The sequence below is a fragment of the Pseudoalteromonas ardens genome (genome assembly GCF_030125445.1).
In the GTDB taxonomy this organism is placed as follows: Bacteria; Pseudomonadota; Gammaproteobacteria; order Enterobacterales; family Alteromonadaceae; genus Pseudoalteromonas; species Pseudoalteromonas ardens.
Genome location: NZ_JASJUV010000005.1, coordinates 131263 through 157366, shown reverse-complemented (window position 1 = coordinate 157366; position 26104 = coordinate 131263). Strand labels below are relative to the sequence as shown.

Below are 26104 nucleotides of genomic sequence, written 5' to 3'. Positions count from 1 at the left end.
TACCATGGCCGCCTTTTTTCCGCGAGACGAGACAAGCATGAATTTTTCCTTAGGTCAGCGCTGGATCAGTGATACTGAGTCAGATTTAGGATTGGGCACCATAGTGGCATTGGAAGGTCGTCAGGTGACCATATTGTTCCCTGCCAGTGGTGAAAACCGCGTGTATTCCGTGCAGGAAGCCCCGGTTACCCGCGTGATTTTTAATCCCGGCGATGTGATCCGCTGTGTTGACGAATGGGAAATGCGTGTTGAAAAAGTGGAAGAACAAGGCGACTTGCTGTGTTATCACGGCGAACGTATCGATAACGAAGAACCGGTCACACTGAAAGAAACCTTTTTGGATCACTTCATTAAGTTTAATAAGCCTCAGGACCGTTTATTTGCAGGCCAGGTTGATCGATTTGACCGTTACACGCTGCGCTATCAAACCTGGCAACATCAGTTCAATCGCCAGCAGTCTCATTTAAAAGGCCTCATTGGTCAGCGTGCCAGCCTGATCCCCCACCAGCTTTATATAGCCGATGAAGTAGGCAAACGTTTCGCACCCAGAGTTTTGCTGTCGGACGAGGTAGGCTTAGGTAAAACCATTGAAGCGGGTATGATCCTGCATCAACAAATCCTGACGGGTCGTGCCAGTCGTGTACTTATCGTCGTACCTGAAAGCCTGCAACATCAGTGGCTGGTTGAAATGCTGCGCCGCTTCAACTTGCACTTCTCTATTTTTGATGAAGACCGCTGTGACGAAGCCTTTGCGGACTCTCCAAACGTATTTGAAACCGAGCAATTGGTGTTGGTGAGCCTGGAATTTATCACCAAGAAACGCCGCTGGTTTGAGCAGGCAACATTAGCAGACTGGGATCTGTTGGTTGTTGATGAAGCGCACCACCTGACGGTAGAAAAAGACAAACCAAGCACCGAGTACCAGCGCATTGCGGAACTGAGCCAGGACATCGCTGGTTTGATCCTGCTGACCGCCACGCCAGATCAACTTGGCCACCGCAGCCACTTCGCTCGTCTGCAACTGCTTGACCCAGACAGGTTCTACGATTACGACGCCTTTGTGGAAGAAGAAAGCCATTATAAAGAAGTCGCCGATGCCGCCAACAAACTGCTACAAGACGCCGCGCTGGACGACAAAGCCAAAGCAACCCTGACTGAGCTGTTAAAAGAAACCGACATCACCGATCTGCTGAGCCAGGTTGAACAGGGCGAGGAGTCGGCCAAGCAAACGCTGCTAAACAACCTGCTGGATCGCCATGGCACCGGCCGTATTTTATTCCGCAACAGCCGCAGTGGTATTGACGGCTACCCAAGCCGTATACTGCACGCCTGTCCTGTTGAGATGCCAAAGCAATACAAAACCGCTATCTCTGTCATGGGTAATCTGGGCGGCATTCAAAGTGCAGATAAAAGTGCTCTGCGTGCCCTGTTCCCGGAAAAAATCTTCCAGGAGTTTGAAGGCGAAAGCGCCAGCTGGACCCAGTTCGACCCGCGTGTTGCCTGGCTGATCGATAAGCTCAAAGAGCTTAAACAGCAAAAGGTGCTACTGATCTGTGCTGAAGCACAAACCGCCATCAGCCTGGAGCAAACCCTGCGTGAACGCGAAGGCATTAAGTCAGCCGTATTCCATGAAGGGATGTCTATCTTAGAGCGTGACCGCGCTGCGGCGTACTTTGCCGATGAATATGATTCTGCCCAGGTGCTGCTGTGTTCAGAAATTGGCTCAGAAGGTCGTAACTTCCAGTTTGCCCACCACCTGGTACTGTTCGATTTGCCGCTGAACCCGGATCTGCTGGAACAACGTATTGGTCGTCTGGATCGTATTGGTCAGCAGCAGGATGTGAATATTCATGTGCCTTACTTTGCTAATACTGCCCAGGAAGTACTGCTGCGCTGGTATGACGAAGCACTGGATGCGTTCGAAACCACCAGCACCACCGGCCAGTTGCTTTACAAAGAATTCTCTGAAGATTTACTCGAGCTGGTTGCCGCACACAACTGTGACGAAGAAGAACTAGACCCGTTACTTGAGCAGGTTGCCAAACAGAACACTGTGCTACGCGCCAAAATGGAGCAAGGTCGCGACCGTCTGCTGGAACTGCATTCAAGCGGTATGGGCAAAGCCGATGGCATTGTTGAAGAAATTGAGGCACTGGACGACGACGTTGTCTTACCCACTTACATGATCAATGTGTTCGACATCTTTGGAGTAAACCAGGAAGACAAAGGTGAAAACACCATTATCCTGAAGCCAACTGAGCACATGCTCAACCCGTCTTTCCCAAGCCTGAAAGACGACGGCATCACCGTGACGTTTGACCGTGCTACGTCGCTGTCACAAGAAGATGCCCAGTTTATCAGCTGGGATCACCCTATGGTTGAGGGTGTGATGGACATGATCTGTGACGACGACTTTGGTTGTGCTTCCGTTGCTCTGTTGAAGAACAACAAACTGCCGGTAGGTACTTTCTTTGTTGAGCTGATCTTTGTGGCCGAAACGTCGGCTCCGAAATCACTGCAAATTGGCCGTTTCCTGCCACCCACACCGATCCGGGTGCTGATGGATAAAAGCGGTAACGATCTGGCACAAAACGTGGCATTTGATGCCTTTAACAACCAGCTCTCAGCCGTTGGTCGTCAGACCGCCAGTAAACTGGCCAATGCACTGCAATCGGGTATCCACCCGCTGATCAGCAAAGCCGAAGAGCAGGCTAAAGCACAGATGGCTGACCTGCAACAGACTGCACAAGCACAGATGGAAACCCGCCTGAGCGACGAGCAGGCCCGCTTGCAGGCACTGAAAGCGGTTAACCCGAATATCCGTGACGAAGAAATTCAGGTATTCGATAAACAACGCAGCGCGCTCAACGAGCACATCGGCAAGGCTCAGGTCAAACTGGACGCCATTCGCCTGATTGTAGTGGCGCATTAAACACCATAGCAAGAAACAGGGGCACACTATTTGGTGTGTCCCATACATTTTGATTTACTAAGTAAGAGGCTTCTGTCCCCTCTAACAAAGCCATTAGTATGGTTCGGAGCGTGGAAATCACGTCTTATCTTCAAGCCAGATGGCTTAAAGATTTTGTTCAACACTTACGTTTTATAGCTGCCACAGAGTTTTCTATATCTGAGCGTATTTTGCGAGAGATGCTCATCAGTTTTACGTAAACTTCCTGCGTCAGACCCACATGCCATTGGCTTAAACAAACAGCTGGCAGGTCACCTCTTCCACATTAATCGGCCAACAGAGAAACCGATGTGCAGAAATTTACTCAATATAAGCGTTATCTGAAATTCATGAGTACAACACTCATTGATAGGTACTTCTGTGCACTGTAATAACAATCACCCGGATCATGACAAACGCGAGTGTTATCAAATTTACACCAGTAGATGAGAGAGGGAAAATCACTTCACAATTAGATAAATCGCTACGATGCCCGCAGAGACACAAAGCAGGCCAGTAAACTGGCCTACGATCAACAACATTGTCTAGCAAGAAACTAAAGATATAACCGCTCAGGTCACCCCGAGTCGATCATAAATTAGCGATTAAGCGCACTGCCAGGTTTGTGGGCACTGCATGGTTTTCAGACACATCAGCGTGTCCAGGTTAGTACCACCTGCAACCTGTGGGGTTTGCTGTGGATTGAGCTTAGCAGAAGAGGTGTTAAGGTTTTTAACGGTCTTTTTGCTTAGTTTAAGTAACATCTTAATTTCCTTTGGTTAGTTACATAAGTCGCGGTAACAGTATCAGGTTTTAATATCCCTAAAAAGCCTTAATTAAAGAAATATTTATTTAAATCAAATGGAGATTAATAAATAATCTTTCGTTAAAAAACATTTATAAAAATAGCTCATGTTTTGATCAGACCATTTTTTCATACGCATTATTACCAATTTGGGAATTTTTATTCCCATTCACACTTTAACCTTTACTTAACCCTGTACACGTTAATTTGACCTTTGAATCGGCTTCGTCCGCCCCAAAAGCAACTGTAGCGAAAGGAAGATCAACATGATAAAGGTTAAAACGAGTGCATTTGCACTGCTGATGGGCAGTGCGTTTAGCACCTGCGCGCTGCCCATACCCGATGATTTAGACCAGGCACTCACAGAGTTAATTATTCAGCATGGCCTGACTGGCAAGCCGGCTAACGGGTTTGACTTACCCGGTGTCGATGACCCTGAGGTTAAACTGGGCAAACTGCTGTTTTTCACCAAAGCACTCAGTGGTGACAAGCAAGTGGCCTGCGCCAGCTGTCATCACCCCTACCTGGGCGGCGGCGATGGCCTCTCCCTGCCCGTAGGTACCCTGGCACAAGATCCGGATATACTCGGGCCGGGCCGTAAAACCACCACAGGACAATTCTACGTACCACGCAACTCGCCCAGTATCTTCAATGCCTGGGTGCATAAACGCAGCCTGTTTCGTGATGCCCGGGTGGAGTTTCTGGACTGGCTAAACCCTGAGCAGGGGATCAGTACACCGGATGTCCCTTATGGTGAAGCCGATCCAAACGCAGGCGACTCGCTGTTAGCAGCGCAAGCACGCTTTCCGGTGATCACCCCCTCAGAAATGCAAGGCTTTGAGTTTATGAAAGGTGCGCCTAATGATGCCGTCAGAGCCCATCTGGCTGCGCGAATAGGCAACTATGGCAATGCCCAGGGCGAGTTATTTCGCAATCAGTGGCGGGATTATTTCGCAGCAGTATATGGTGATAAAAGCGCTGAAGAGATTGTCACTTTTGATAATATCACCCGTGCGCTGGCAGCCTACCAGCAATCAATGAATATGACGGATAATCCCTGGAACAGATACGTGCAGGGAGATAAAACCGCACTGACAACGTCACAAAAGCGCGGTGCCTTTTTATATCTTTACATGCCGCCGCCCCCATCTGATGGCGGTAGTGAGCCCGATTTTTTGCCAACCCAGTGCATTGGCTGCCACAACACCGACAGCTTTAGCCAGACCAAAGGCACTAATTATCACAGGTTAGCCTTTCCACAAATAGGTCCCGGCATTGGTGAAGCCGGTGATGAAAGCAATGATCGTGGCCGCACCCTGCGCAATCAAAACCTGGCTGACATCTACAGCTTTCGCTCTACCACTTTGCTGAACGTCGAAGTCACCGGCCCTTACGGTCATGCAGGCAATTACGATACGCTAGAAGAAGTGATTGAGCATTACGATGACTACCATGCCATATTAGACGACTACATAGACAACCAGGGCTGGTGCAAACAACCTCAGTTTAAAGACATCAAAAACTGTGTCGATTTATTCCCTGATACCCGCCAGCATACCGATGCCGCCGCTAAAATCATCGATGATGAAATCGCCGATGGTGCACCGGTACTGCGTAAATTAGAACTCAGTACCCAGGAAAAAGCCGATTTAGTCAACTTTATGAAAGCGCTGACCGATCCCTGTGTCAAACAGGCAGATTGCCTCGCCGCCTGGTTGCCACAACCCCATGAAGGTGACCCTGACGGCTTGCAACTGTACGCCAAAAATTATCAGGGCGTGCCATTGTACTTACCCGCGGATTGCGCTCAGGGTGATACTGCGGTCACAGGCAGCCGCTTGATGCTGGACCAGGGAGAATGTATCTCAGGTAAAGCCCATTACTTTTATGTCGATGTGGCACAAGACAATACCACTTTGTATTTCAGCAGCCGCAGTGGCAAAGGGCAACCACGTTTATTTTACAATGCCTACCAATGGGCAGATCCGCAAAATGCACAAGCTACGTCCCACGGCACCGGCACTGAGCAGGTACTCAAAGTCACGGTGAACCGGGGTCGTCATTTCGTTTCAGTGTTAGATCCAAATGGCTACCAGGGGCTGTCTGTTGCAGCAGGCGTCGACAGTGCCTTACGAGAACCCGGTGAGCTGCCACGGGACATAGTCAATGCCTGCATTGAGGGGCTGCCAAGTGGTTATACCGAGCTTTTATCAGGCAAAGCCCAGTGCGCCGCACCCGGTGACAGTTACTTTTTTATTAAAGTGAAAGAGCCGGGCAGTACACTGGAAGTCCGCACCCGACACGGCGTCGGTAACAGCGATCTGTTTGCAGGCTCATTCTGGCCCAGCCGGGACATGTATACCTTTGCGTCACGTCGCGCAGACAACAGTGAATTTCTCAAAATAGATAGCCCTGCGCCTGGCTGGTACTACATACTGGTCTCAGGGGATGGCCAGAATGAGGGCGTCAGCATTCAGGTCGATGTCATCGAGGCTGATGGCGCATCGCGCACAAAAAGAAACCGCAAGCCAAACCGGGCAAACAACGCAACTTTGCCCAACTGATATCCAATACCAGTCGGCTTACATCGGTGAGCTGGTATTCGCTGTGATATCGCCTCCCAAGCCGCAGTCCTACCTGCGGCTTTTTTGTGAAGCCTGGTTATTACCCACATCACCCGGTGTACTTAACCCGCCTTTAACCATTCACTCGCTACACTGGCGGTTACTTTTCGCCCGCACTGAACATCAGTGGGTATATTATTCAGAGAGTTCACCATGACGTTACTCAATAATCGTTTACTCATCACACAGCTGGCCTTTTGTGGCCTGTGTGCTGCCATTGTCTTTGCGATCCCGTCTCTGGGGGGCGCTGACACGAAAGACTCGCCGGCCGCAGAGCCCACTCAGGGAGCAAGTGCACTCGTTACACTGCCTCAGGTCACAATTACGTCAGTAAAAGCGGCCAGCTACACCCACATCATTACTGGTCACGGTACCGTAAGCGCCACGCATACGCTGACACTCAGTAGCGAAGTTGGCGGCCGGGTGACCCGGCTCCACCCTGACTTTAAACAGGGAGAACGGCTGTCGGCAGGCACCATACTGGCACGGCTGGATGACACACAGCTTCAGCAAACGCTGGCGAACGCCGAAGTCTCGCTGGCACAGGCCATACTGGATGCGGAAGCAGAAAAACTTCAGGGCGACCCAAATAAGATGCAGTGGCGACAGCTGGCCAGCACAGACAGTCAAGATGTATTGCAGCCGCTACGAGCACCACAACAGCAAGTTGTCGCGGCTCAGCTGAACCTGGCCGAAGCACAGTTGAATAGCGCACGATATAACCTGACAGCCAGTCAGTTCACCCTGCCCTTTGATGCCACCGTAGTAAAGCGTTCAGTTCAGCCTGGCAGTTATGTGCAACCAGGCAGCGCCATTGCCACACTCTACAGTACCTCACAGGCCGAAATCACGATTGAACTCAGCGCCGAGCAATGGCAGCACTTGCCCACAGAGTCGATGCCAGAAGGTGGCTGGCATGTCACCCTCAGTGATACAACCCATGTCGGTGGGCAAACTCAATGGCACGGCCGGGTATCACGCCTGAGCCAGTATATTGATCCGCAATCGCGCCAGCGTCTGGCAATTGTCACCGTCGATAAGCCACTGGATCAAACACAACCATTGTATTTTGGCAGTTATGTGCAGGCTCAGATACAGGGGATTAAGCAAGATGATTTGTGGCGCATTCCCGCCTCAGCCTTGTCACAACAAAACCTCATCTGGTATGTCGACAAGGAAAATCGCCTGGCGCACTTTACCCCGCAGATCCAATTTCGTCAGCACGGTGACCTGTATATTAATGCCCCCACAGACTTACACCAGGCCAATATCGTCGTACGTCCTTTAAGTGCCTATCTCGACGGCATGAAAGTTACCCCTATTCAACCGGAGCACAGCCATGACTGAGCGTTCTTCCCTGATAGCCTGGTTTGCTAAAAACCCGGTGGCAGCCAACCTGCTCATGCTGGCGGTGATCTTACTCGGACTGAGCAGTGCCGGTAGTTTGCGCAAGGAGGGCTTCCCGCAACAGGAGCCGGATACCATACAGATCAGTGTCGCTTACCCCAGTGGCAGTGCTGCCCAGGCCGAGCAAGGTATTGCCGTTGCAATTGAAAATGTGCTGGAGTCTGTGAAAGGGATAAAACGCATCACCACCACGGCCAGTGCCAGCAGCGTGCAGGTACTGGTAGAAAAAACCGCGCAACATGATCTGGATACCTTACAAAGAGACGTAAAAAACCAGGTGGATGCCATCTACAATCTGCCGCAGGATGCTGAGCAGCCCGTGATCACCACCGCACAGCGGGAGCAAGAGGTGATCCGGGTGCAGTTATTTGGCGCCCTGTCTGCCCAGACACTACAAACCATAGGGAGCCAGCTTGCGGATGACTTACTGGCTCAGCCCAATATCGCCACACTCAGTCAGCCCGATCACCGCGACCCATTGGTGGCCATTGAAATAGACGAGGCCCGCCTGCAAGCCTATCAGCTTAGTTTCAGTGAAGTGGCCGAAGCCATCAATCAGTATTCCGGCACGGCACTGACCACCAGCCTGCGTAACCCCGATAAAGTGCTGCGCCTGAAAGCCGCCGAGCAGGCGCTTTATGCCGCCGACTTTGCGTCGATAGTTGTAGCAACCTCACAAACAGGTAAAAGCATTCGACTCAGCGATGTGGCCACACTGCAAGATACTTTTGCGGATGACAGTTTTCACCTGGCCCGGTTTAATGGCCATCCCACCTACGGCATCACTATCGTCATGGACGAATACGGCGACATGAGCAACAGTGTGGCGCAAGCCAAAGCCGTCGTAGCCAGATGGCAAAGCAAATTACCCGAAGGGGCCTCACTGATCACCTGGCATGACAATTCGACACTGATCACGGAGCGCCTGAGTTTGCTGAGCCTGAACGCGCTGAGCGGCATTGCCCTGGTGTTTATGGTACTGGCACTGTTTCTAAATCTGAAAGTCGCCTTCTGGGTCGCCGCAGGCCTGCCCTTTGTATTCTTCGGCAGCCTCTATTTTATGACCGAACCTTACACCGGCATGACGCTCAATGAAATGACTACCTTTGGCTTTATTATGGCGCTGGGCATCGTCGTGGATGATGCCGTAGTGGTGGGTGAGAGCATCTATTCAACCCGACAACGCTTTGGCGACACACTCAGCAACACCATCAAAGGCACGCAACTAGTCGCCGTCCCCACCTTGTTTGGCGTATTAACCACTGTGGCAGCCTTTGCCGCACTGGCCAATATCTCCGGCGGACTAGGTGTGCTGTATGCCCAGTTTGGTACTGTGGTCACCCTATGTCTGTTGCTGTCGGTGGTGGAGTCTAAATTGATCTTACCAGCACACCTGGCCCACATTAACACCCAACAAAATCATCGACCAAACCGCGTCACGGTACTCTGGCATCGTGTTCAACAAGGTGCAGATGCGCTGCTTACTGACTTTAATCAGCACCTGTACCGACCTGCTTTGGAACGCATAATGCACTTTCGTTACGCCGCATTGATGGGGTTTCTTGCACTGTTTTTTCTGACCGCCAGCCTGATCACTCAGGGGGTTGTCAGGGTCGGCTTTTTCCCAGGACTGCCCGCCGATACCATCACTGCCACCATGACTCTTTACAACGACGCCAGCTTTGGCCAGACCGCCCGCAACCTGGATCAGCTTGAGGCACGGCTATATCAGGCCGAGCAGCAATTGCTGGACGAGCAAAACCTCAGCCACATCGCCAGCGTGTCGGTCAGCGCTACTGGCGATCAAAGCGGCACACTCAATGTGGAGCTGGCTGGCACCCAGCCCTATACCCTGAGCGAACTGGCGAAACGCTGGAGGACTCTGGCGGGCACCCCGGAAGCCAGCAAAACCTTGCATATTCAGGCGCAACTTGCACGCGTCTCCAACTTTAAGGTGGAGTTAAAAAGTGGCAGCGACGACACGTTAGAGGCTGCAGAAGCTAACTTACAGCAGGCACTACGTGAGATCAGTGGTGTACACAGTATCGACAGCTCTCTGGCACCCGGCGAAGCCACCATGCACTTTGAAGTCACCGAAGAAGGCGAAATGCGCGGATTTACCACGCAATTGCTGGCACGCCAGCTACTGCAAGCATTTGGTGGTGAGGTCGTACAACGTTATATGCGGGACAAAGACGAAGTGAAAGTGCGGGTACGTTATCCACTGGCTGAGCGCAGCGAGCAGGCTGATGTGCTTACAGCCAGAGTGCGTGCCCCGGACGGACGGACCGTGCCGCTTGGCAACGTCGCAAACGTTACCTATACCAGCGAAGTGCAGTCCATTACCCGGATCAACGGCGTCAGAGCAGTAACTGTCTCCGCTGCGGTGAATAAAGCCCTGCTGACGCCCACCGAGCTGGTGGCCAGGCTAGAACACAGCATGGTACCTAGATTGCGTGCTCAATACCCGGATCTGAACATACATTTTGCCGGGGAAGCCGAGCACCAAAAAGAAGCCACCGACTCCATGAGCTCCGCCTATCTGCTGGCGCTGCTGGCTATCTATGCACTGCTGGCTATCCCACTGAAATCATATTGGCAGCCACTGATCATCATGTCGGTTATTCCGTTTGGCTTTGTAGGCGCGATTTTAGGTCACTGGGGCTTAGGTTTAACGCTTAGTATTCTATCCTTAAATGGCATACTGGCGCTCAGCGGCGTGGTGATCAACGACAGCCTACTGCTGGTCAGCCAGTTTAATCGCCATCGCCGTGAGGGGAAAACCATGCACAATGCATTACTTGAAGCCTGCACCGGCCGACTGCGTGCAATATTACTGACATCACTGACTACCTTTGCCGGGCTATACCCGATTTTGGGAGAATCCTCTCAGCAGGCGCAATTTTTGATACCCGCAGCGGCATCCCTCGGTTACGGAATTTTGTTTGCCACGGCCATTACGTTGTTTTTAATCCCGATATTACTGCTGATCAGCCACGATATCTCAACCCTGCTGAGCCGGTTCCGACCCACCCGTAAGGAGTATGTACCTCATGATCAACGTCATTTTAGTTGAGGATGACCTGGCGCTGGCCGGGAACATCATTGATTACTTTGAGCTGGAAAACATCATCTGCGACCACGCAGCCAACGGCATTGCCGCGCTCAATCTGATCCGCAACAATCCGTATCAGGTTATCATTCTGGACTTGAACCTGCCGCGCATGGATGGCTTACAGATCTGCCAGGCACTGCGCAACGAGGGCAATGATACCTCAGTGATTATGCTTACAGCGCGGGATCAACTCGAAGACAAACTGGCAGGTTTTGCCACTGGCTGTGATGACTACCTGGTCAAGCCCTTTGCCATGGCCGAGCTGGTGGTGCGGGTCAGAACCTTAGCCAAGCGTAAAAGTGGTGAGGTTAAACGGCTGGAACTGGCTGAATTACACCTGGATCTGGATAACCGGGAAGCCACTTATCAGGGCACTCCGCTCAAACTCAGCCCGACAGGCATGATCATCCTCGAAACCCTGCTGCGTGCATATCCAAATATGGTGACGAGACAGATGCTATTGCAGGCCGTTTGGGGTGATGAACAACCCGACAGTAATGCGCTTAAGGTACATATTCATCACCTTCGCAAAGCACTCTCAGTATGCGACCCGATGCTCACCCTCGACGTCATCCCGAGACAAGGGTTTAAACTCCATTGCCATAAGGAGCGCGTTTAATGGCCCCTATACATATGAGCCTGCGCCGCTATATTGTTGCTGCCCTGCTGGTGCTGGCCACCTTGGTGATCAGTTTATTGTCCGTACTGTGGACCAACAGCTTTTTTACCGGGCTCGATGACATGATGAAAGGCACTATGCTGAATGTCGCCCAGGCGCACCACCCGCAACCCGGTCAACCAGTAAAGGCGCACAACTTTGTGGTGGCCAGTCAGTGGCAGGATTTACCCCAGACCATTCGTGCCACCTTTTCGCGCCAGGAGCTTAAAACCAATGCGTTATATAAACAGGTAACCCGGGATAATATGCTCACCCGACCCAGTGAAGCCCGCTTCGTACTGTATTTTAAAAAGCCGGATGGTCAGTCCGGCTTTGTTGCCCACCATTTTACCGCGCCCAAGATGCCACCTAAAACCAGGTTTCAGGGACCGGAAATATTAGGGGTGTTATTTGCGCTGGGTACCCTCGCGTTGTTTGCCGCCGTGCTGGTGATATTAATGCGTACCGTCACCCGACCTGTGGCAAAGCTACATGACTGGGCTGCCGGGCTGGATCATCATACGCTGGACGAGCCCCCTCCGGTATTTCGCTACCACGAGCTGACCACGCTGGCCGAACTGATCCAGCAAAGCCTGCAACAGGTCAAACACAGCCTTGATCGGGAGCAGGAGTTTGTCAGCTATGCCAGTCACGAGCTACGTACCCCTATTGCGGTGATCCGCAGCAGTGTGGAACTGCTGCATCGCCTTGGCGACACGCCTGATGACAAAGGTAAAAAAGCACTGATGCGCATCGATCACGCCAGCCAGGCGATGGTGGCACTCACAGAGACTCTGCTGTGGCTAAGCCGAAAAGGACAACCTCTGAGAGATTTAAAAGCAATCAGGTTGGCTGACCTGATAAACACTCAACTGGAAGATCTGGCTTACCTTAGGCAGGGAAAACACATTGATGTGGCTATACACAGTGATGACTACCAGTGTGAATTGTCGCAATCCGGCGCAACCATCGTCATTGGTAATCTGCTCAGAAATGCCTTACAACACACCCATCATGGCACCATTTCAATCACACAAACACAGCATATTATCGAGATTGAAAACCGTGAACACAACGATGAGCACACTAAAACCGGACAAGGCCCGGATCAGGATGATGAACTCAACAATGGGTCGGGCTATGGACTGGGCCTGGACTTAGCACGCAGACTGTGCGACGAGCTGCAATGGCAACTCAACATTAACCATGACGCCAGGCGCTTTTGTGTGACTTTAGTTCTGTCGCCGCGCTACTAATCTGCCTGAGAAAAGTTATCAGCAAAGAAGTGTGCCGCACATCACAAGGAACGGCACACAATTGCACAAGATTGCCCGGGCGTTCCGGCGCGCTTTACCTGCCAAGCCGCGTGCTTTAACTTTGTTTCAGTTTGTCCCTGCGTAATTTTAGCAGCCAGGAGGATTTATTCTTCTCTGCATCATAGAACACAGAGATGGTAAAAAAGAACATCAAAAACAGAATAATGTGGGCAGCCAGGCTGATGCCAAAGACAATCATACTGCCGATGTAGGTTGCAAAGGTGAAGCTCCACATACAGGCTAAAACAGTCATAATGTGAAAGCGGCTCACAGGGTCCGGGATATGCCGAAGCGGGTTTCTGGTGGAGTCAAAGATATAGGTGTAGGCGTCATATACTTTGAGTGCGAACTGTTTCATATCTACCTCACAGTCTGATATTAGTTCACTCTTTACTACGAGAGGCACAGCACTTTGGATCTTAAGGCTGATAGCACCTCACGCTTCATAGCGTCTTTTCGCTTGCAGGTATACATCACCCAAGCAAACCCGCTAGACTGTCTAAACCCATAAGACAGATGCCTGACGCCATTGAGCTATGTGCATGTAATTTATATTTTTATAGAACAAATGGAGAGCTGATGGACCGCTACAAACAGCGCTCACATGAGACACCAGAGAGTAAGATCACCTTGCTTATTCGACAAGATAAACTCAGAGTCGAAGCGCTCAATTTGGTGGCGCAATTAGAATTACCGCAATGCTATATCGCAGCCGGTTTTGTTCGCAACTTAGTCTGGGACGCATTGCACAAGTTTAAGCATTCCACGCCATTGCATGATGTAGACGTAATCTACTTCGACCCTGCTGAGTCTGACCCCAATGCGTATAAGAAGTACGAAGCACAACTCACCAAGTGCATGCCCCAGCTTAACTGGCAGGTACGTAATCAGGCGAAAATGCATGAGTATAATGGGGATCCCGCTTATCACAGCACCCTGGATGCGATGCATCACTGGCCAGAAAAAGAAACAGCTGTGGCAGTCAGACAGGTCGCACCGAACACATACGAATGTATCTCAGCTTTTGGATTTGACTCTTTGTACAGCCTCTTTATTACGCACAATCCAAAAAGGTCGAGGGCAATTTTTGACAGTCGCGTACATTCAAAACAATGGCTAAACAAATGGCCAGCGCTAAAACTAACGGCATCAAACTAGCACAGTTGCATTTCACTGCAGAATCGAGATAACGCCACACGATAAAACGCCAAGTTATTAGAGTTACATGACTTCCCCCACACTGCCCGCGAGCAATGCCAGCCCTATTACACTCTCTGCTTTGACCCTTTTAGGTATTCATAATATGCTAAAATCCGCACCAGCCCGACGCAGCTTCAGAGCATGATAATAAGTACTAAAATGGGCAGTCGATAGCTGGGAAATTCACGTCATAAAGGATTAATCAACATGGACAAATCTCGTTACTCGGAATTAGACTGGCTGAGAGTCTTATTAATTTTTGCGGTTTTTTTGCATCATGTGTTTATGCCATTTAACGGAGATGGCTGGCACGTTATGAACCATGAATCAAGTAAGGTTCTCGATGATATCATGGTGTATTTTGAGCAAGTCAGACTGCACACCTTATTCTTCATCGCGGGGGCAGGTTCGGTATTGCTGCTTAATAAAGTATCAACAGGCGCCTTCCTGACCACCAAACTGCATCGCTTACTTATCCCGCTGATCTTCGCAATGATGGTTGTCGTACCACCCCAGGCTTACTTCGAAAACATCACTGAATATCACAATTTAGCAGACGCTTATCGTAGCCTGATGTTTGCTTTTAATGCCAACCACCTGTGGTTTATCGAGTTTCTGTTTATCTTTATGTTGCTTGCTGTGCCGGTTAATTTGGCGCTCGGAGCATCATCTGGCCGCGCGCTACTAAGCGCACTGGAACGCATCGCGGAACATAAACATGGCCTGTTCTTGCTGGGATTAGGTGTCATTGGGGTGCGGCTGTGCCTTAAAACCGTTATGCCCTCACAAGACCCAAGCTTATTCAACCTGTCAGTCTCACTGTTCTTCTTGCTGTTTTTTATGGCTGGTATGTGCTTTATAAAAAGCCCTAAAATTTGGTTCGCTCTGGAATATAACCGCGCCACTAATTTTAAGTGGTTGCTCTTTAGCTCGGTCACATTCTATGCCTGGTACTACAGACCTGACATTAGCGAATATGCGTCGGTAGAAATGCGCTGGCAACTCTGGTGGCTGATCAGTGCACTCGTTTCCTGGTCAGGCTTATTAACCCTCATCGGTTATGCCAGTGCTTGGTGCAAAAAAACACCCAACTGGCTGCGCCTGACCAATGAAATGATTTATCCCTTTTATATTGTGCATCAAACCGTAATTGTGGCGCTCGCATTTTACATTGTGCAGTGGGACGCAGGTATTGCCGTCAAATCATTGAGCCTGTTGTTCTCGTCGCTCATCATTTGCGGTGCGATTTGTTGTTTTTTCATCAGGCCTTTTAACCTCACGCGTTACCTGTTTGGCCTGAAAACTACGCAATCAAAGGTCCCTGAAGGCGCGAGATTGTCTGAGGAAAAGTAACTTTAACGTGCACAGGTGTGTGACAGATGCATACCTGAACTTACATTACGGCACTCCTAACGAACCTACTCTGGGCTATCACCTCTTTTATTCTGATAGCCCCTTGCTCGCCTATTTATGAAGGGCCAACTACACTAGAAGTGTTCACCTTCGTCGAACTCTGCCCGGAATAACATGATTTATCGTCTCTTAATCACGCTCTTGCTTGTGCTCTTTACCCCTTTGGTGATGGGAAAAACCAGTTTTAGAGTGGTTTATTATGACAGCTTCCCACCTTATTCTTACAAAAACGAGGCCGGTCAGATGACAGGGATTCTGGTCGACATTGTCACTGAAGTCATTGAAAGACAAATGGGCCTGACTGTAGTGCATGAAGGCTACCCCTGGGGCAGAGCCCAAAGAATGGTGTTTAACGGACAGGCCGATGCTTTTATCTCTGTGCCCACCGATGCACGACTTCAACACGTCAGTATCTCTGATACGCCGGTATTTATCGGGCCCATAAACCTGTTCACCTATCGTCATCACCCTGAACTGGACGTTCTGATGCGAGTATCGGACACTGAAGGCCTGCGCGATTTTCAGATCCTCGACTATATAGGTAATGGCTGGGGAGAAGCCAATCTGCCGCAAAATCAATACACACGCAGTCTCACACCCAATATCTCGAATGCACTTCAGATGCTGGCAAAGAGAAGAGGCGATGTAGTGGTAACCGACAAAGTGGTTGCGCAGTATTTTGTCGCAAAGCACCAGTTACAGGATGCAATCATTGAAATACCCACCACCCTGGACATCGTCTCTTTCTCACTGTGTATTTCTAATCAATCACCCCATCTTGACGTACTGGAGGCGTTTTCAAAAAAGATCACCCAGTTTCGTCAGCAAGGGGGTGAGCAAAGTGTTTTAGAGAAATACCGCTAGCATGGATATTAACCAAACTGGGTGAGCACGAGCCCGATAAAATGCCCGGGCACCGACAACTCCCCTCGTTCTCAACTACCAGTCATGCCAACAACTGAATTGCAAATCACATTCTCCGCCCAAAGTCCTTAGCTCAGATTGCTACACAGAAAAGGCACCTCAAAAGTGCCACACTAACGCGATTACAATCCTGGCATCCCTCTCCCGGACTCCATACGCCACCCCAAAAAAACAGGTTATTTCTTTGCCCTGAGGGGCCGGAACCAGCACTTGCAACGAGAAGCTTCATCAATCCAAAATTTTTTAATCACATAACCATATGAATTTAAATTAAAAAGTAATTTTCACGCAAAAAAGCGAGAAAAAAACAGATATCTTTATACAAAGATACTTGACGGTATCAGAAATAACCTATATCTTTAACTCAAGATTCTTTAAACAAACTTAACTTTAAACAATTAGGAGATATACCATGAATAACATCACTAACATCATCCAAGTAGCTGGCATCATTGACCGTGAAGAAGCAGAACTGTGTCTGGCAGAAGGCATTGAATGGTTGGGTTTTCCACTACGTCTGCCATCTGGTAAAGACGACATCACTGAAGGTGACGCAATCAGTATCATCAAAGATCTCAGCGAACCTCAGGCAGGCGTTCTAATCAGCTACATGATAGACGCAGACGAAGTAAGCGGTTTTTGTTCAGAGCTGGGTGTAAAAGCTGTACAGCTACATGGCGACATCAGCGTTGCTGAAATGAAAAAGCTACGCGCACTTCGCCCTGATCTCTACATCCTGAAAAGCCTGGTTGTTAAGGAAGACAATGCTGATGAGCTACTGACGCTGGTTGATGAAGTGGCCGAATACGTAGACATGTTCATCACAGATACGTTTGACCCTAAAACTGGTGCCAAAGGTGCAACGGGCCTGACGCATAACTGGGACGTGAGTGCTGAGCTGGTTCGCCGTTCGCCTAAGCCTCTGATGATGGCTGGTGGCCTGAACCCAGACAACGTGGCAGATGCAATCCGCAAAGTTAAACCAGCTGCCATTGACGCGCACACAGGCCTGGAAGGCGCAAACGGTCGTAAAGACCGCGCTAAAGTCCAGAAGTTTATCAGTGAAGCACAAAAAGCCTTCGCAGAAATCAATGCTTAATCATCATATCTGAGTCAGGTGCCCTACAAGCGCACCTGACTCTCATCACTAAGGAGAGATACCATGCTTGCAACTAACCTAAGGTCACTATCCAGACCCGACTATAACACTGCAAACGTTATTGAACTGGAGCAAACGGATCGACTGCACTATTTGCATACTAAGGTGCGCGATAAAACAGCCAACAAACGTCAGTTTACCTTTTACGCCGATCAGATCATTCGTCTGCTATTGGAAAAAAGCCTGGAAAGACTGAACTTTGAAGGGCTGAATGTCACTACGCCGGTTGGCGAAACTTATGAGGGCAAACAATTTGCGAAGCCTCTGTGCGGTGTATCTGTGGTACGTGCAGGCGAAAGTATGGAAAACGAATTACGTCGCTTGGATCTCAATATTCCAATTGGGAAAATTCTCATCCAACGTGACCCAACAACCAAATTACCAAAACTCTATTATTCCAAACTGCCGGACAACGTCGAAAAGTTCCATGTGCTTCTTTTCGAACCTATGCTGGCAACGGGTGGCTCGGCCATTTGTGCTCTGGACGTGATGACCAAGGCCGGTGTTAAACCAGAAAACATCACCTTCGTAAACCTACTGTGCTCACCAGAAGGATTGCAAAAAGTCACCGCTCAATTCCCGGACGTCACCATAGTGACTTCGTCTATCGAGCAGCGACTGAACGAACACGCCTTCATGATCCCCGGTATCGGAGACTTCGGCGACCGCTACTTTGGCACTACAGACCTGGGGGCTGTATGAGCAACAAACAGCTAATTTTTTGGATGGTGGTTGCGATGATCGCACCCACCATCTGGGGTAGCACCTACATTGTTACCACTGAACTTTTACCAGCAGATAAGCCATTGATTGCGTCTGTTTTACGGGCGCTACCAGCAGGCATCCTACTGGTGTTGCTGGGCCGTAAGCTACCACAAGGTGTGTGGTGGATGCGCTCCATCATTCTCGGTTTGCTCAACATCGGTGGCTTCTTTTACTGCTTATTTGTCGCCGCTTACTTACTACCAGGTGGTGTCGCAGCGTTAGTCATGTCATGTCAGCCAATCATTGTAATGTTACTTGGCGCATTGCTGCTAAAGAACAAGTTAAAAGCACGTCAATTCGTCGCCTGTCTGATAGGCGCACTGGGTGTGTCTTTACTGGTACTTGAGCCCAATATGGAATTGCCAACCGCTGGCGTATTAGCAGGACTTGCAGGGGCCATGTCCATGGCAACAGGCATTGTACTGACCAAAAAATGGGGTAAACCCGAAGGTGTGTCTTTATACACATTCACCGGCTGGCAGCTGGTTGTCGGCGGCCTGTTTTTGCTACCAATAGGGCTAGTCCAGGAAGGCTTCCCGACCGAGTTAACAGTTAATAATGTAATCGGCTACACCTATCTGAGCCTGATAGGCGCATTGGTTGCTTATGTATTGTGGTTCAAGGCGATTGAAAAGCTACCTGTGGTCACTGTGTCTTTCATCTCATTCGCCAGCCCACTATCAGCAACTTTACTGGGTTACTTCATACTCGGCGAAGTACTGACATTCAGTCAGATACTGGGGGCCGGTGTCATCGTAGTGGCGATAGCCGTGTCGCAGCAACAGCTGTTTAACCGAACACTTGCGAGTCCATCAACGGATAAGTCGCTTTCTAAGGCGTAACTCAGACTTTTAAATAATTAAGGATATTGCAATGAACACTTTATTTGACGCAACTCAATACGGCAGCATCAAAGCAAACAACCGTTTCGTTATGGCACCAATGAGCCGTAACCGTGCCACAGAGCTTGGCCTGGCAACCCCTTTGATGGCGACCTACTACAGCCAGCGGGCAACCGCCGGACTCATTGTCACTGAAGGGATACAACCCAACCAGGTTGGTCAGGGCTACATGAATTCACCGGGTCTGCACACCTATGAACAGGCACAAAGCTGGTTACAAGTCACCGACGCCGTGCACGAAAAAGGAGGTAAAATCGTTGCCCAGTTTATGCACTGCGGTCGCATTGGCCACCCCAGCCTGTATCCCAGTGCACACCAGTCTGTTGCGCCCTCCGCGGTCACGGCAAATGGCCAGACATTTACGCCAGATGGCATGCAAGATTTTGCACCACCAAGAGCGCTGAACTATGAAGAGATCCAGGCGACTATTGCTGACTATGCACAGGCTGCTAAGTACGCCATACTCGGCGGATTTGACGGCGTTGAGATCCACGCAGGCAATGGCTTTTTACCGCATCAGTTTTTAGCCAACAACACCAATCTGCGCGACGATGAATACGGCGGCAGCATTGAGAATCGCATCCGCTTTACCCTTGAAGTGATTGCCGCCGTTGCCAATGCCATCGGTGCGGATAAAGTGGGCCTTCGTATCTCACCACATAACCAGTTCAATGACATCAATGAAACCGATACCCTGCCTTTATATCAGGCACTGATTAAAGCATTACCGACGGATCTGGCATACCTGCATATCATGGAAGCGGCGTGTCGTGAGACCAGTCAAAAGATCCGTGCATTGTGGCAAGGTCCCTTGATCCTTAACCCACATCAATCATGGGATGACGGCCCGGCAACGCCTGCCATTGCCACTCAGGTACTGGAACAAGATCTGTGTGATGGCGTAGGCATTGGAGCCCTGTTTGTGGCTAACCCGGACCTGGTAGAAAGAGCCAAAGTGGGTGCTGAATATAACGAAGTAGATGACAGTAAGTTTTATGGTGGCGGAGCCGAAGGCTATACCGACTACCCCACACTTGAGGAGGCAGAATTGACCGCCTGAGTCTATTTTATGGTCTGACTCTCCTTTACTGACCGCAAGGGTGATTTATCACCCTTTTTTGTTTTGCCACTTTATAATACGCAACCTCTGCGAAGTACTTATCTGAACAAGCAAAGTTTGAAAACACTAAGAATTAAGTCAGTGTTTTTGGCCTTCAGGGGTCTTAATTACAAGCCAATATAGGCCAATACTTCGTCTTGTTTTTCAAAATTCATAATCGACTGACTATGCTTGACTCTATCACCGACTAAAACAAAGTTAACACCAAGTGCATTACACGCGTTCAAATCCCAGCTTCCATCACCGAAATAGGTAAATGATAAACGCGCCTCCTTAACGGCTCTTTTTTCAGCAATTTTCATTATCTCGATTCTTGAGTAATGATCATTTGCAGAAGCAATGGGAATGTCTGAAATATCCATGCCAGCAGACACCAACTTTAAGAGAGCACTTTCATACCATCCACCCGTTGCAAGGGAAATTGAAACATTGTCGAGCTCCTTTAAACGGGCAATAAATGCAGCAGCCCCCACTATTTCACTAACTGGCGTTTTTGCAATTCGGGTATGTATTTTCGATAAGAAAACACGCTTAATATGCTCATGCGCACTTTGAGTATTTTCAATGTTCTTTTCTTGAAAAAACTGATTGAGGATCCCAGTGTCCGTTACATGTGTGTAGCGAGACCAGTTTGTATCAATCTCATATCCTGTCACTGCCTTAACGGCTTCAGCAAAACACTCAGAATCAAAATCATAGGATTCGATAAGCGTGCCATCAATATCAAACATGACGTGATTCATTGTGTCAGTTCCTTCTGTGTAATGCCCATATACGTGGAGCAAAATGCTTGGAGGTTTTAGCGAGGACATCAAACTGAGAACTGCAGATAAGCAAAGAACGAGCGCAAGCCTGCCGTTTTGTTTCCTTGATTGGAGCGGTTGTTAGCATTGCTGCTTACTCCGTTCTGACATTCGGTAATCCTAACTTTTTAACCAGTGCTGTAAACTGCACTTTTGTATATGGCCCAAAAACAAACTCATCGGCCTCAGCAAACTTGTGATCTTTAGCCTTATCAATGTAGTAAAAAGCGCAAGTTTTATGTGGACAAGCATAAACTGAAATGTATTTTTCATTAGTTTTAACAAGTTTAGGCTCATCAACGCGCCCAATATACCCGCCTTCACCAAGCCTGTATCCTAGCGTTTTAGCACCATCAATGTAGTAAATTTCATACGGTGGCTCTTCCCAAACTGGCGAGCAGCCAACTAGAAATAAAGACAACAAAACTAGAAATGCTCTCATACAATTCTCTGCATGCTAACGCCTCACTAATGCGCACATAAATGCTTGGCTAAAATTATGACCAAGGAGCACAAGCCAAGCACTTTGTGTCCTTTTGAGTAACTTTCTAAATAACGACCTACACCGAACTATAAAGAAGAATATAGGTAAGCATTTGTGGCTGCCCATCAACAACAATGTTTACATCGTAATAAATTATGTGCTTTTGTTCATCAAGCTTGGTACCTATAGCAAATTTAATTGATTTAAAGTCAGACTCAGATTGCATTTGCTTATATGACCATTGTTTTCCTTTCCACCGACCTGTTGCCGAACTGGCCTTATTTTGATTAATTTCTTTGTAGGTATTAAGGGTCGTCTTAGCTATCTCAATTTGATTTGATTTTACGTTAAATTCGAGCCTATTGTGGGGAGGCGATGCTGGTAGCCCCATGATCTCGACATTGCCACTCGATGATAAAGCAAATTTCAACCTTGTCTCTGCTGTTTTAACTAATTGCATCTTTTGTGATTCGGTGAGGAAATACTCGTATTCTTTTTTTGTAATGCCAAAGTTCTTATGAAACGCTAATGGCTTACCTTTTTCAGCTGTTGATACGTATACCCGAAACCAATCAGGATGTTCTTTAAATGAGTTTTGCAAACGAAATCCGATTTCTTCTACCTCTTTAGATGTAGACAAGATCATTACATCAGCAATGACCATTCTGCTCTTTGGAACATATGGCTCAAGTTCTCCAAAACCAGAAGCAAAGCCCAACTGTGAGAAAAGTACAATTGATATAAGCGCAATTTTTAGAATATGCATACGATCTTAATCTCCACCTGGCGCTCTTTGGTTACAGCGCTTTTTATAAATAATTTATCAAGACAAATAGGAAAGTCCCAAAAACTACGAGATAACCAATTAGAGTTTCAATACTCATGCATATATAACCCATCACTAACCCATCTTCATGCGGGTAGTTATATGGATACCTTCCTAATGTTACGATCTTACAAATAAACCAACCTGCGTAATAGCAAACTGTATTGATTAGAAAGCCTACAATTATTCGTAAAAAAATTTGTAGAGTGATTTCGAACACACGACTTCCTCTTACCTATAACGACTTGCTATGGAGCGACCAATTGAGTGGTTTAAACGCCCAACGGAGTGCCGAAATCCCGACGAGCACTTGAGCAACTTGCTAAAAGTTAGCCTGCTAAGATGCCCGCCATGATTAATAGTGCCAAACCTAGCATGAACCAGTTTCCGAACTTGCGACTGGCATTAGATGCTTCGGCGCTGATCGGCTGCATTGGAAGTATCGCTACCTCACAGAAGCGACCTGCCAGCCAAATGAAAGGTATACCACTAAAACATAAATATTGTTGCTGAGAAAGCATACATAAATTGTCAGCGCTATTGCCAGCCAGGAAACTAAAAACGGCCAGGCTGATTTGAAGTTGCGAGGACGAAGTTGCGAGGACATCCAATTGGAAACTGCCCTTCGCACATCAAATTTGATGTAGGGTGTCTTTTAAAAATCCGTTAAAAGTCCACAGGTCAACTCTGCACCTTCATAGGCCTTCATCAAGCGTCTCTTGTAAATGAACCGCGTACTTTTGAATCTTATTGTTTATGTACTCATCATCTGTTTTTCTTAGAAGTGACATAAAATCTAAAGGCTTTTTGTCGAAGCCTATGGGAGCGCCGAGTTCCTCAATTATGTTGCTGCAAAGAACCGCGACGCACACCATTCTTAGCCATAAGATCGGCGACTTGTTGATTTCAAACCCTTCTAAAATATGTACCAATGGCTCTATATTTGTTGCAAAGGCCGGGTTGGATAATTCATCGGAAAACTCAGAGAACGACATGCACCGGGCAGATGGCATGCCTGACTCAACAACTAATGCATTTCCAATGCTAGAAATCACATCAAAGAAAAGATGTTCTTCCTGACTCTCCCAGACTGACTTCGGATGATGATAGGTAATTTTTGATCCGGAAAATAAGAGAAAAAGCGCTTTTTTGAACTGTAAAAGGCGTACTGCAGATGAATCAACAGAGAAATCCGCATAAGTCACTTGCCTCTCAATTAACTCTGTTAAACAAAAAAGGCGTGCTATGCGATATATGGTACTCTTTCCATAGTGCCCTTTAACATTCATTTCGTGTGGCTGTCTTGATAAGCCGCGAACTCTTACCGTGAAATCTCTTGCCGCCAGAAGAAGCTGAAATTTCAACGGACCGATAGCACTATATAGTCTCGCTTTTGCCTCTGATTCATAGTGAATAGAAGCCTCATTCTGTTTGAGAAATACCTCAACTTCTTTACGAATTTCGGCCTCATGACAGGCTTTGAAAGCGACAAGTTTTTGTGCAAATTCACTCTTGGTCTTTTCCAGCTCTTTATTAAAAAGCTGATTCACTAATACTCGCCCCAGCCATGCCGCAGTAGCCAAAGATATGCCTATTGAGGTTAGGAGCGTAGAAATATCTAGTTCAATATTCATGATGCTATCGTTTTAATATTCATGCATACGCAGTACGCATAACCACTTGTTGAACTGAGCCGCCGCCAGCACGACCTACCTGATGGGTGCTGTCAGGACGAGCTATAAATTTTCGATAAGCTAGTCTATCTCATGCTTGTCGTCGGCAGTAATTACCAAGCGTGTTTAGAAGGTATATGGCATATCATCCGCACGCGATTTTGGAGTTGGGAGTCATCGAAAAATACGCTTTTGCTCTCCCGGAGCCCTTGCTACAAGCCAATATAGGCCAATACTTCGTCTTGTTTTTCAAAATTCATAATCGACTGATTATGTATAACTTTATCACCAACTAAAACAAAATTAACACCAAGTTTTTTGCACGCGTTCAAATCCCAGCTTCCATCACCGAAATAGGTAAATGATAAACGCGTCTCCTTAACGACTCTTTTTTCAGCAATTTTCATTATCTCGATTCTTGAGTAATGATCATTTGCAGAAGCAATGGGAATGTTTGAAATATCCATGCCAGCAGACGCCAGCTTTAAGAGAGCGCTTTCATACCATCCACCCGTTGCAAGCGAAATTGAAACATTGTCGAGCTCCTTTAAACGGGCAATAAATGCAGCAGCCCCCACTATTTCACTGACTGGCGTTTTTGCAATTCGAGTGCGTATTTTTGATAAGAAAACATGCTTGATTTGCTCATGCGCACTTTGAGTATTTTCAATGTTATTTTCTTGAAAAAACTGATTGAGGATCCCAGTGTCCGTTACATGTGTGTAGCGAGACCAGTTTGTATCAATCTCATATCCTGTCACTGCCTTAACGGCTTCAGCAAAACACTCAGAATCAAAATCATAGGATTCGATAAGCGTGCCATCAATATCAAACATGACGTGATTCATTGTGTCAGTTCCTTCTGTGTAATGCCCATATACGTGGAGCAAAATGCTTGGATAAAATGGGGGAGGCAGCGAATCAAACCAGGCATTTTGGTTCTGCACATCACGGGCTTGTTAGCTAAAATAAGCAAAGGACAACAGTCATTCCTTCTGCCTCAATGGCTGGTTTGGCACTTCCTCTTTAAAAACAATTTTTTCTATAAGGCTTGTTTTGATTTTTTCGACTTGGCCGCTTGATTTATCTATGTACATTACCCAATCTTTAGTTTCTTGTATTAAGTAGGAGTCATACACTTTTTCTTTGGTATTGATAGATACAAATTCAAGCTTTGCGCCCCCTAAAGCAACGGGTATTTTAGGGTAAATATACTTTGTGTAATAGCTTGCAATAGTCCATAAAATAAAGAACACGCCAACTATACTGAATGCCGCTTGATATAATTTATCATATCTTTCTTTTATGTCAGGGTTAGTATAGCGTAATTCAATTTCCCCCTTATCATTCTGGCTCAAGGCAATCGCCACATAACCAAAAAAGAAGTATGTAGTTGCTTTCATAACCCCCGAAAACTCCGGAATATTCCAAGCAATCACAAGCGTAAAGATAAGCATAGGGATTGATAATAATCTTGAGAGAAAAGAAAGCGCCTTTTTGAGGCGATATTCATTTTCGCCTGCCATTAACGTAATATCTAATATCGTACAAGCAACGACAGAATGAGCTATTAGTGAGGCTACACCTCCCATTAGAATAAGTGAGTCCTTTGCATTTCCACCAATCTCAAACAGCTCTTTTCCGTACAAGATTTCATAAATAACATAAGGTAGAGAAATAACTCTCAGAGACCAGGGCAAAACCTTATCAAGGGTGAGACTTTCACTTACATTGGATACGTTAACCTTAATTCCGGTGTATACAATACAGATAACTGAAAAACCTACTGCTCCAAACCCAGAGAGTATGTATTTAGCTTGAACCAATTGAAATTCATAACTTCCAAAATTTGATAAATATGCGTTATGAACAATAAACCCAACAACATATAGTATGGCAGGTATCTTTATCCAGTGCTTTTCTATTAAACCCAAAACCCAGTCCTTTTCGGTAAACTATG

General features: G+C 47.8%; 21 protein-coding genes. 13 read left to right on the top strand and 8 right to left on the bottom strand.

Annotated features, from left to right (window positions below):
* The first annotated feature begins 37 nt into the window (after positions 1-37).
* Entirely contained in the window at positions 38-2932 is a 2895-nt protein-coding gene (gene rapA, locus QNM19_RS16175) for an RNA polymerase-associated protein RapA (protein WP_049865801.1), read from the top strand.
* 623 nt (positions 2933-3555) lie between these two features.
* Here the strand turns inward: rapA and QNM19_RS16170 are convergent.
* Complete coding sequence (locus QNM19_RS16170; protein ID WP_155946265.1) at positions 3556-3714, bottom strand: hypothetical protein; 159 nt, start codon at positions 3712-3714, stop codon at positions 3556-3558.
* Between the two features lie 307 nt (positions 3715-4021).
* Between QNM19_RS16170 and QNM19_RS16165 the strand changes: the two genes are divergently transcribed.
* The 5 genes from QNM19_RS16165 (at position 4022) to QNM19_RS16145 (ending at position 12815) form a co-directional block, all read left to right on the top strand.
* Positions 4022-6319 carry a cytochrome c peroxidase gene (locus tag QNM19_RS16165; RefSeq protein ID WP_049865800.1) on the top strand — a complete coding sequence of 766 codons (2298 nt, stop codon included), beginning with the start codon at positions 4022-4024 and terminating at the stop codon, positions 6317-6319.
* Between the two features lie 213 nt (positions 6320-6532).
* Positions 6533-7726 carry an efflux RND transporter periplasmic adaptor subunit gene (locus tag QNM19_RS16160; RefSeq protein WP_284026929.1) on the top strand — a complete coding sequence of 398 codons (1194 nt, stop codon included), beginning with the start codon at positions 6533-6535 and terminating at the stop codon, positions 7724-7726.
* A complete protein-coding gene (locus QNM19_RS16155) occupies positions 7719-10862 on the top strand; it encodes an efflux RND transporter permease subunit (RefSeq protein WP_284026928.1) in 3144 nt (1047 codons plus the stop codon). The genes QNM19_RS16160 and QNM19_RS16155 overlap by 8 nt, the downstream gene beginning before the upstream one ends.
* Positions 10840-11520, top strand: a complete 681-nt coding sequence (locus tag QNM19_RS16150) for a response regulator transcription factor (protein ID WP_284026927.1) — start codon at positions 10840-10842, stop codon at positions 11518-11520. Before QNM19_RS16155 ends, QNM19_RS16150 begins: the two co-directional genes overlap by 23 nt.
* The gene (locus QNM19_RS16145) at positions 11520-12815 is read left to right on the top strand and encodes a sensor histidine kinase (RefSeq protein WP_082225566.1); all 1296 of its coding nucleotides are present in this window, start codon (positions 11520-11522) and stop codon (positions 12813-12815) included. The genes QNM19_RS16150 and QNM19_RS16145 overlap by 1 nt, the downstream gene beginning before the upstream one ends.
* A gap of 115 nt (positions 12816-12930) precedes the next feature.
* Here QNM19_RS16145 and QNM19_RS16140 read toward each other — a convergent pair whose 3' ends face one another.
* Complete coding sequence (locus QNM19_RS16140) at positions 12931-13233, bottom strand: hypothetical protein (protein ID WP_010385282.1); 303 nt, start codon at positions 13231-13233, stop codon at positions 12931-12933.
* A 221-nt stretch (positions 13234-13454) separates the two neighbouring features.
* Here QNM19_RS16140 and QNM19_RS16135 point away from each other — a divergent pair, with 221 nt between their 5' ends.
* From QNM19_RS16135 to QNM19_RS16105, 7 genes are all read left to right on the top strand, one after another.
* On the top strand, positions 13455-14033 hold the full coding sequence (locus QNM19_RS16135) for a nucleotidyltransferase family protein (RefSeq protein ID WP_049865962.1): 579 nt from the start codon (positions 13455-13457) through the stop codon (positions 14031-14033).
* 249 nt (positions 14034-14282) lie between these two features.
* On the top strand, positions 14283-15428 hold the full coding sequence (locus tag QNM19_RS16130; RefSeq protein WP_049865961.1) for an acyltransferase family protein: 1146 nt from the start codon (positions 14283-14285) through the stop codon (positions 15426-15428).
* 174 nt (positions 15429-15602) lie between these two features.
* Complete coding sequence (locus QNM19_RS16125) at positions 15603-16352, top strand: substrate-binding periplasmic protein (protein ID WP_284026926.1); 750 nt, start codon at positions 15603-15605, stop codon at positions 16350-16352.
* A gap of 472 nt (positions 16353-16824) precedes the next feature.
* Positions 16825-17511 (top strand): phosphoribosylanthranilate isomerase, encoded by a 687-nt coding sequence (locus QNM19_RS16120; protein WP_010385288.1) that lies wholly within the window; start codon positions 16825-16827, stop codon positions 17509-17511.
* A gap of 63 nt (positions 17512-17574) precedes the next feature.
* Positions 17575-18273: a uracil phosphoribosyltransferase gene (gene upp, locus QNM19_RS16115; protein ID WP_125562046.1), complete on the top strand. Its 699-nt coding sequence runs from the start codon at positions 17575-17577 to the stop codon at positions 18271-18273.
* A complete protein-coding gene (locus tag QNM19_RS16110; RefSeq protein ID WP_049865559.1) occupies positions 18270-19178 on the top strand; it encodes an EamA family transporter in 909 nt (302 codons plus the stop codon). The genes upp and QNM19_RS16110 overlap by 4 nt, the downstream gene beginning before the upstream one ends.
* A 31-nt stretch (positions 19179-19209) precedes the next feature.
* A complete protein-coding gene (locus QNM19_RS16105; RefSeq protein ID WP_049865560.1) occupies positions 19210-20298 on the top strand; it encodes an alkene reductase in 1089 nt (362 codons plus the stop codon).
* 167 nt (positions 20299-20465) lie between these two features.
* Here QNM19_RS16105 and QNM19_RS16100 read toward each other — a convergent pair whose 3' ends face one another.
* The 6 genes from QNM19_RS16100 to QNM19_RS16075 all read right to left on the bottom strand — a co-directional run bounded on the left by QNM19_RS16100 (position 20466) and on the right by QNM19_RS16075 (position 26078).
* Positions 20466-21101, bottom strand: a complete 636-nt coding sequence (locus tag QNM19_RS16100) for an HAD family hydrolase (RefSeq protein ID WP_049865561.1) — start codon at positions 21099-21101, stop codon at positions 20466-20468.
* A gap of 154 nt (positions 21102-21255) precedes the next feature.
* Positions 21256-21603: a hypothetical protein gene (locus tag QNM19_RS16095; protein ID WP_049865562.1), complete on the bottom strand. Its 348-nt coding sequence runs from the start codon at positions 21601-21603 to the stop codon at positions 21256-21258.
* A gap of 118 nt (positions 21604-21721) precedes the next feature.
* A complete protein-coding gene (locus QNM19_RS16090; RefSeq protein WP_049865563.1) occupies positions 21722-22411 on the bottom strand; it encodes a hypothetical protein in 690 nt (229 codons plus the stop codon).
* A gap of 755 nt (positions 22412-23166) precedes the next feature.
* Positions 23167-24105, bottom strand: a complete 939-nt coding sequence (locus QNM19_RS16085; RefSeq protein ID WP_049865565.1) for a hypothetical protein — start codon at positions 24103-24105, stop codon at positions 23167-23169.
* Positions 24106-24356: 251 nt separating this feature from the next.
* Positions 24357-24992: an HAD family hydrolase gene (locus QNM19_RS16080; RefSeq protein ID WP_049865566.1), complete on the bottom strand. Its 636-nt coding sequence runs from the start codon at positions 24990-24992 to the stop codon at positions 24357-24359.
* Positions 24993-25130: 138 nt separating this feature from the next.
* Positions 25131-26078: a hypothetical protein gene (locus QNM19_RS16075; protein ID WP_049865567.1), complete on the bottom strand. Its 948-nt coding sequence runs from the start codon at positions 26076-26078 to the stop codon at positions 25131-25133.
* Between the last annotated feature and the right edge of the window lie 26 nt (positions 26079-26104).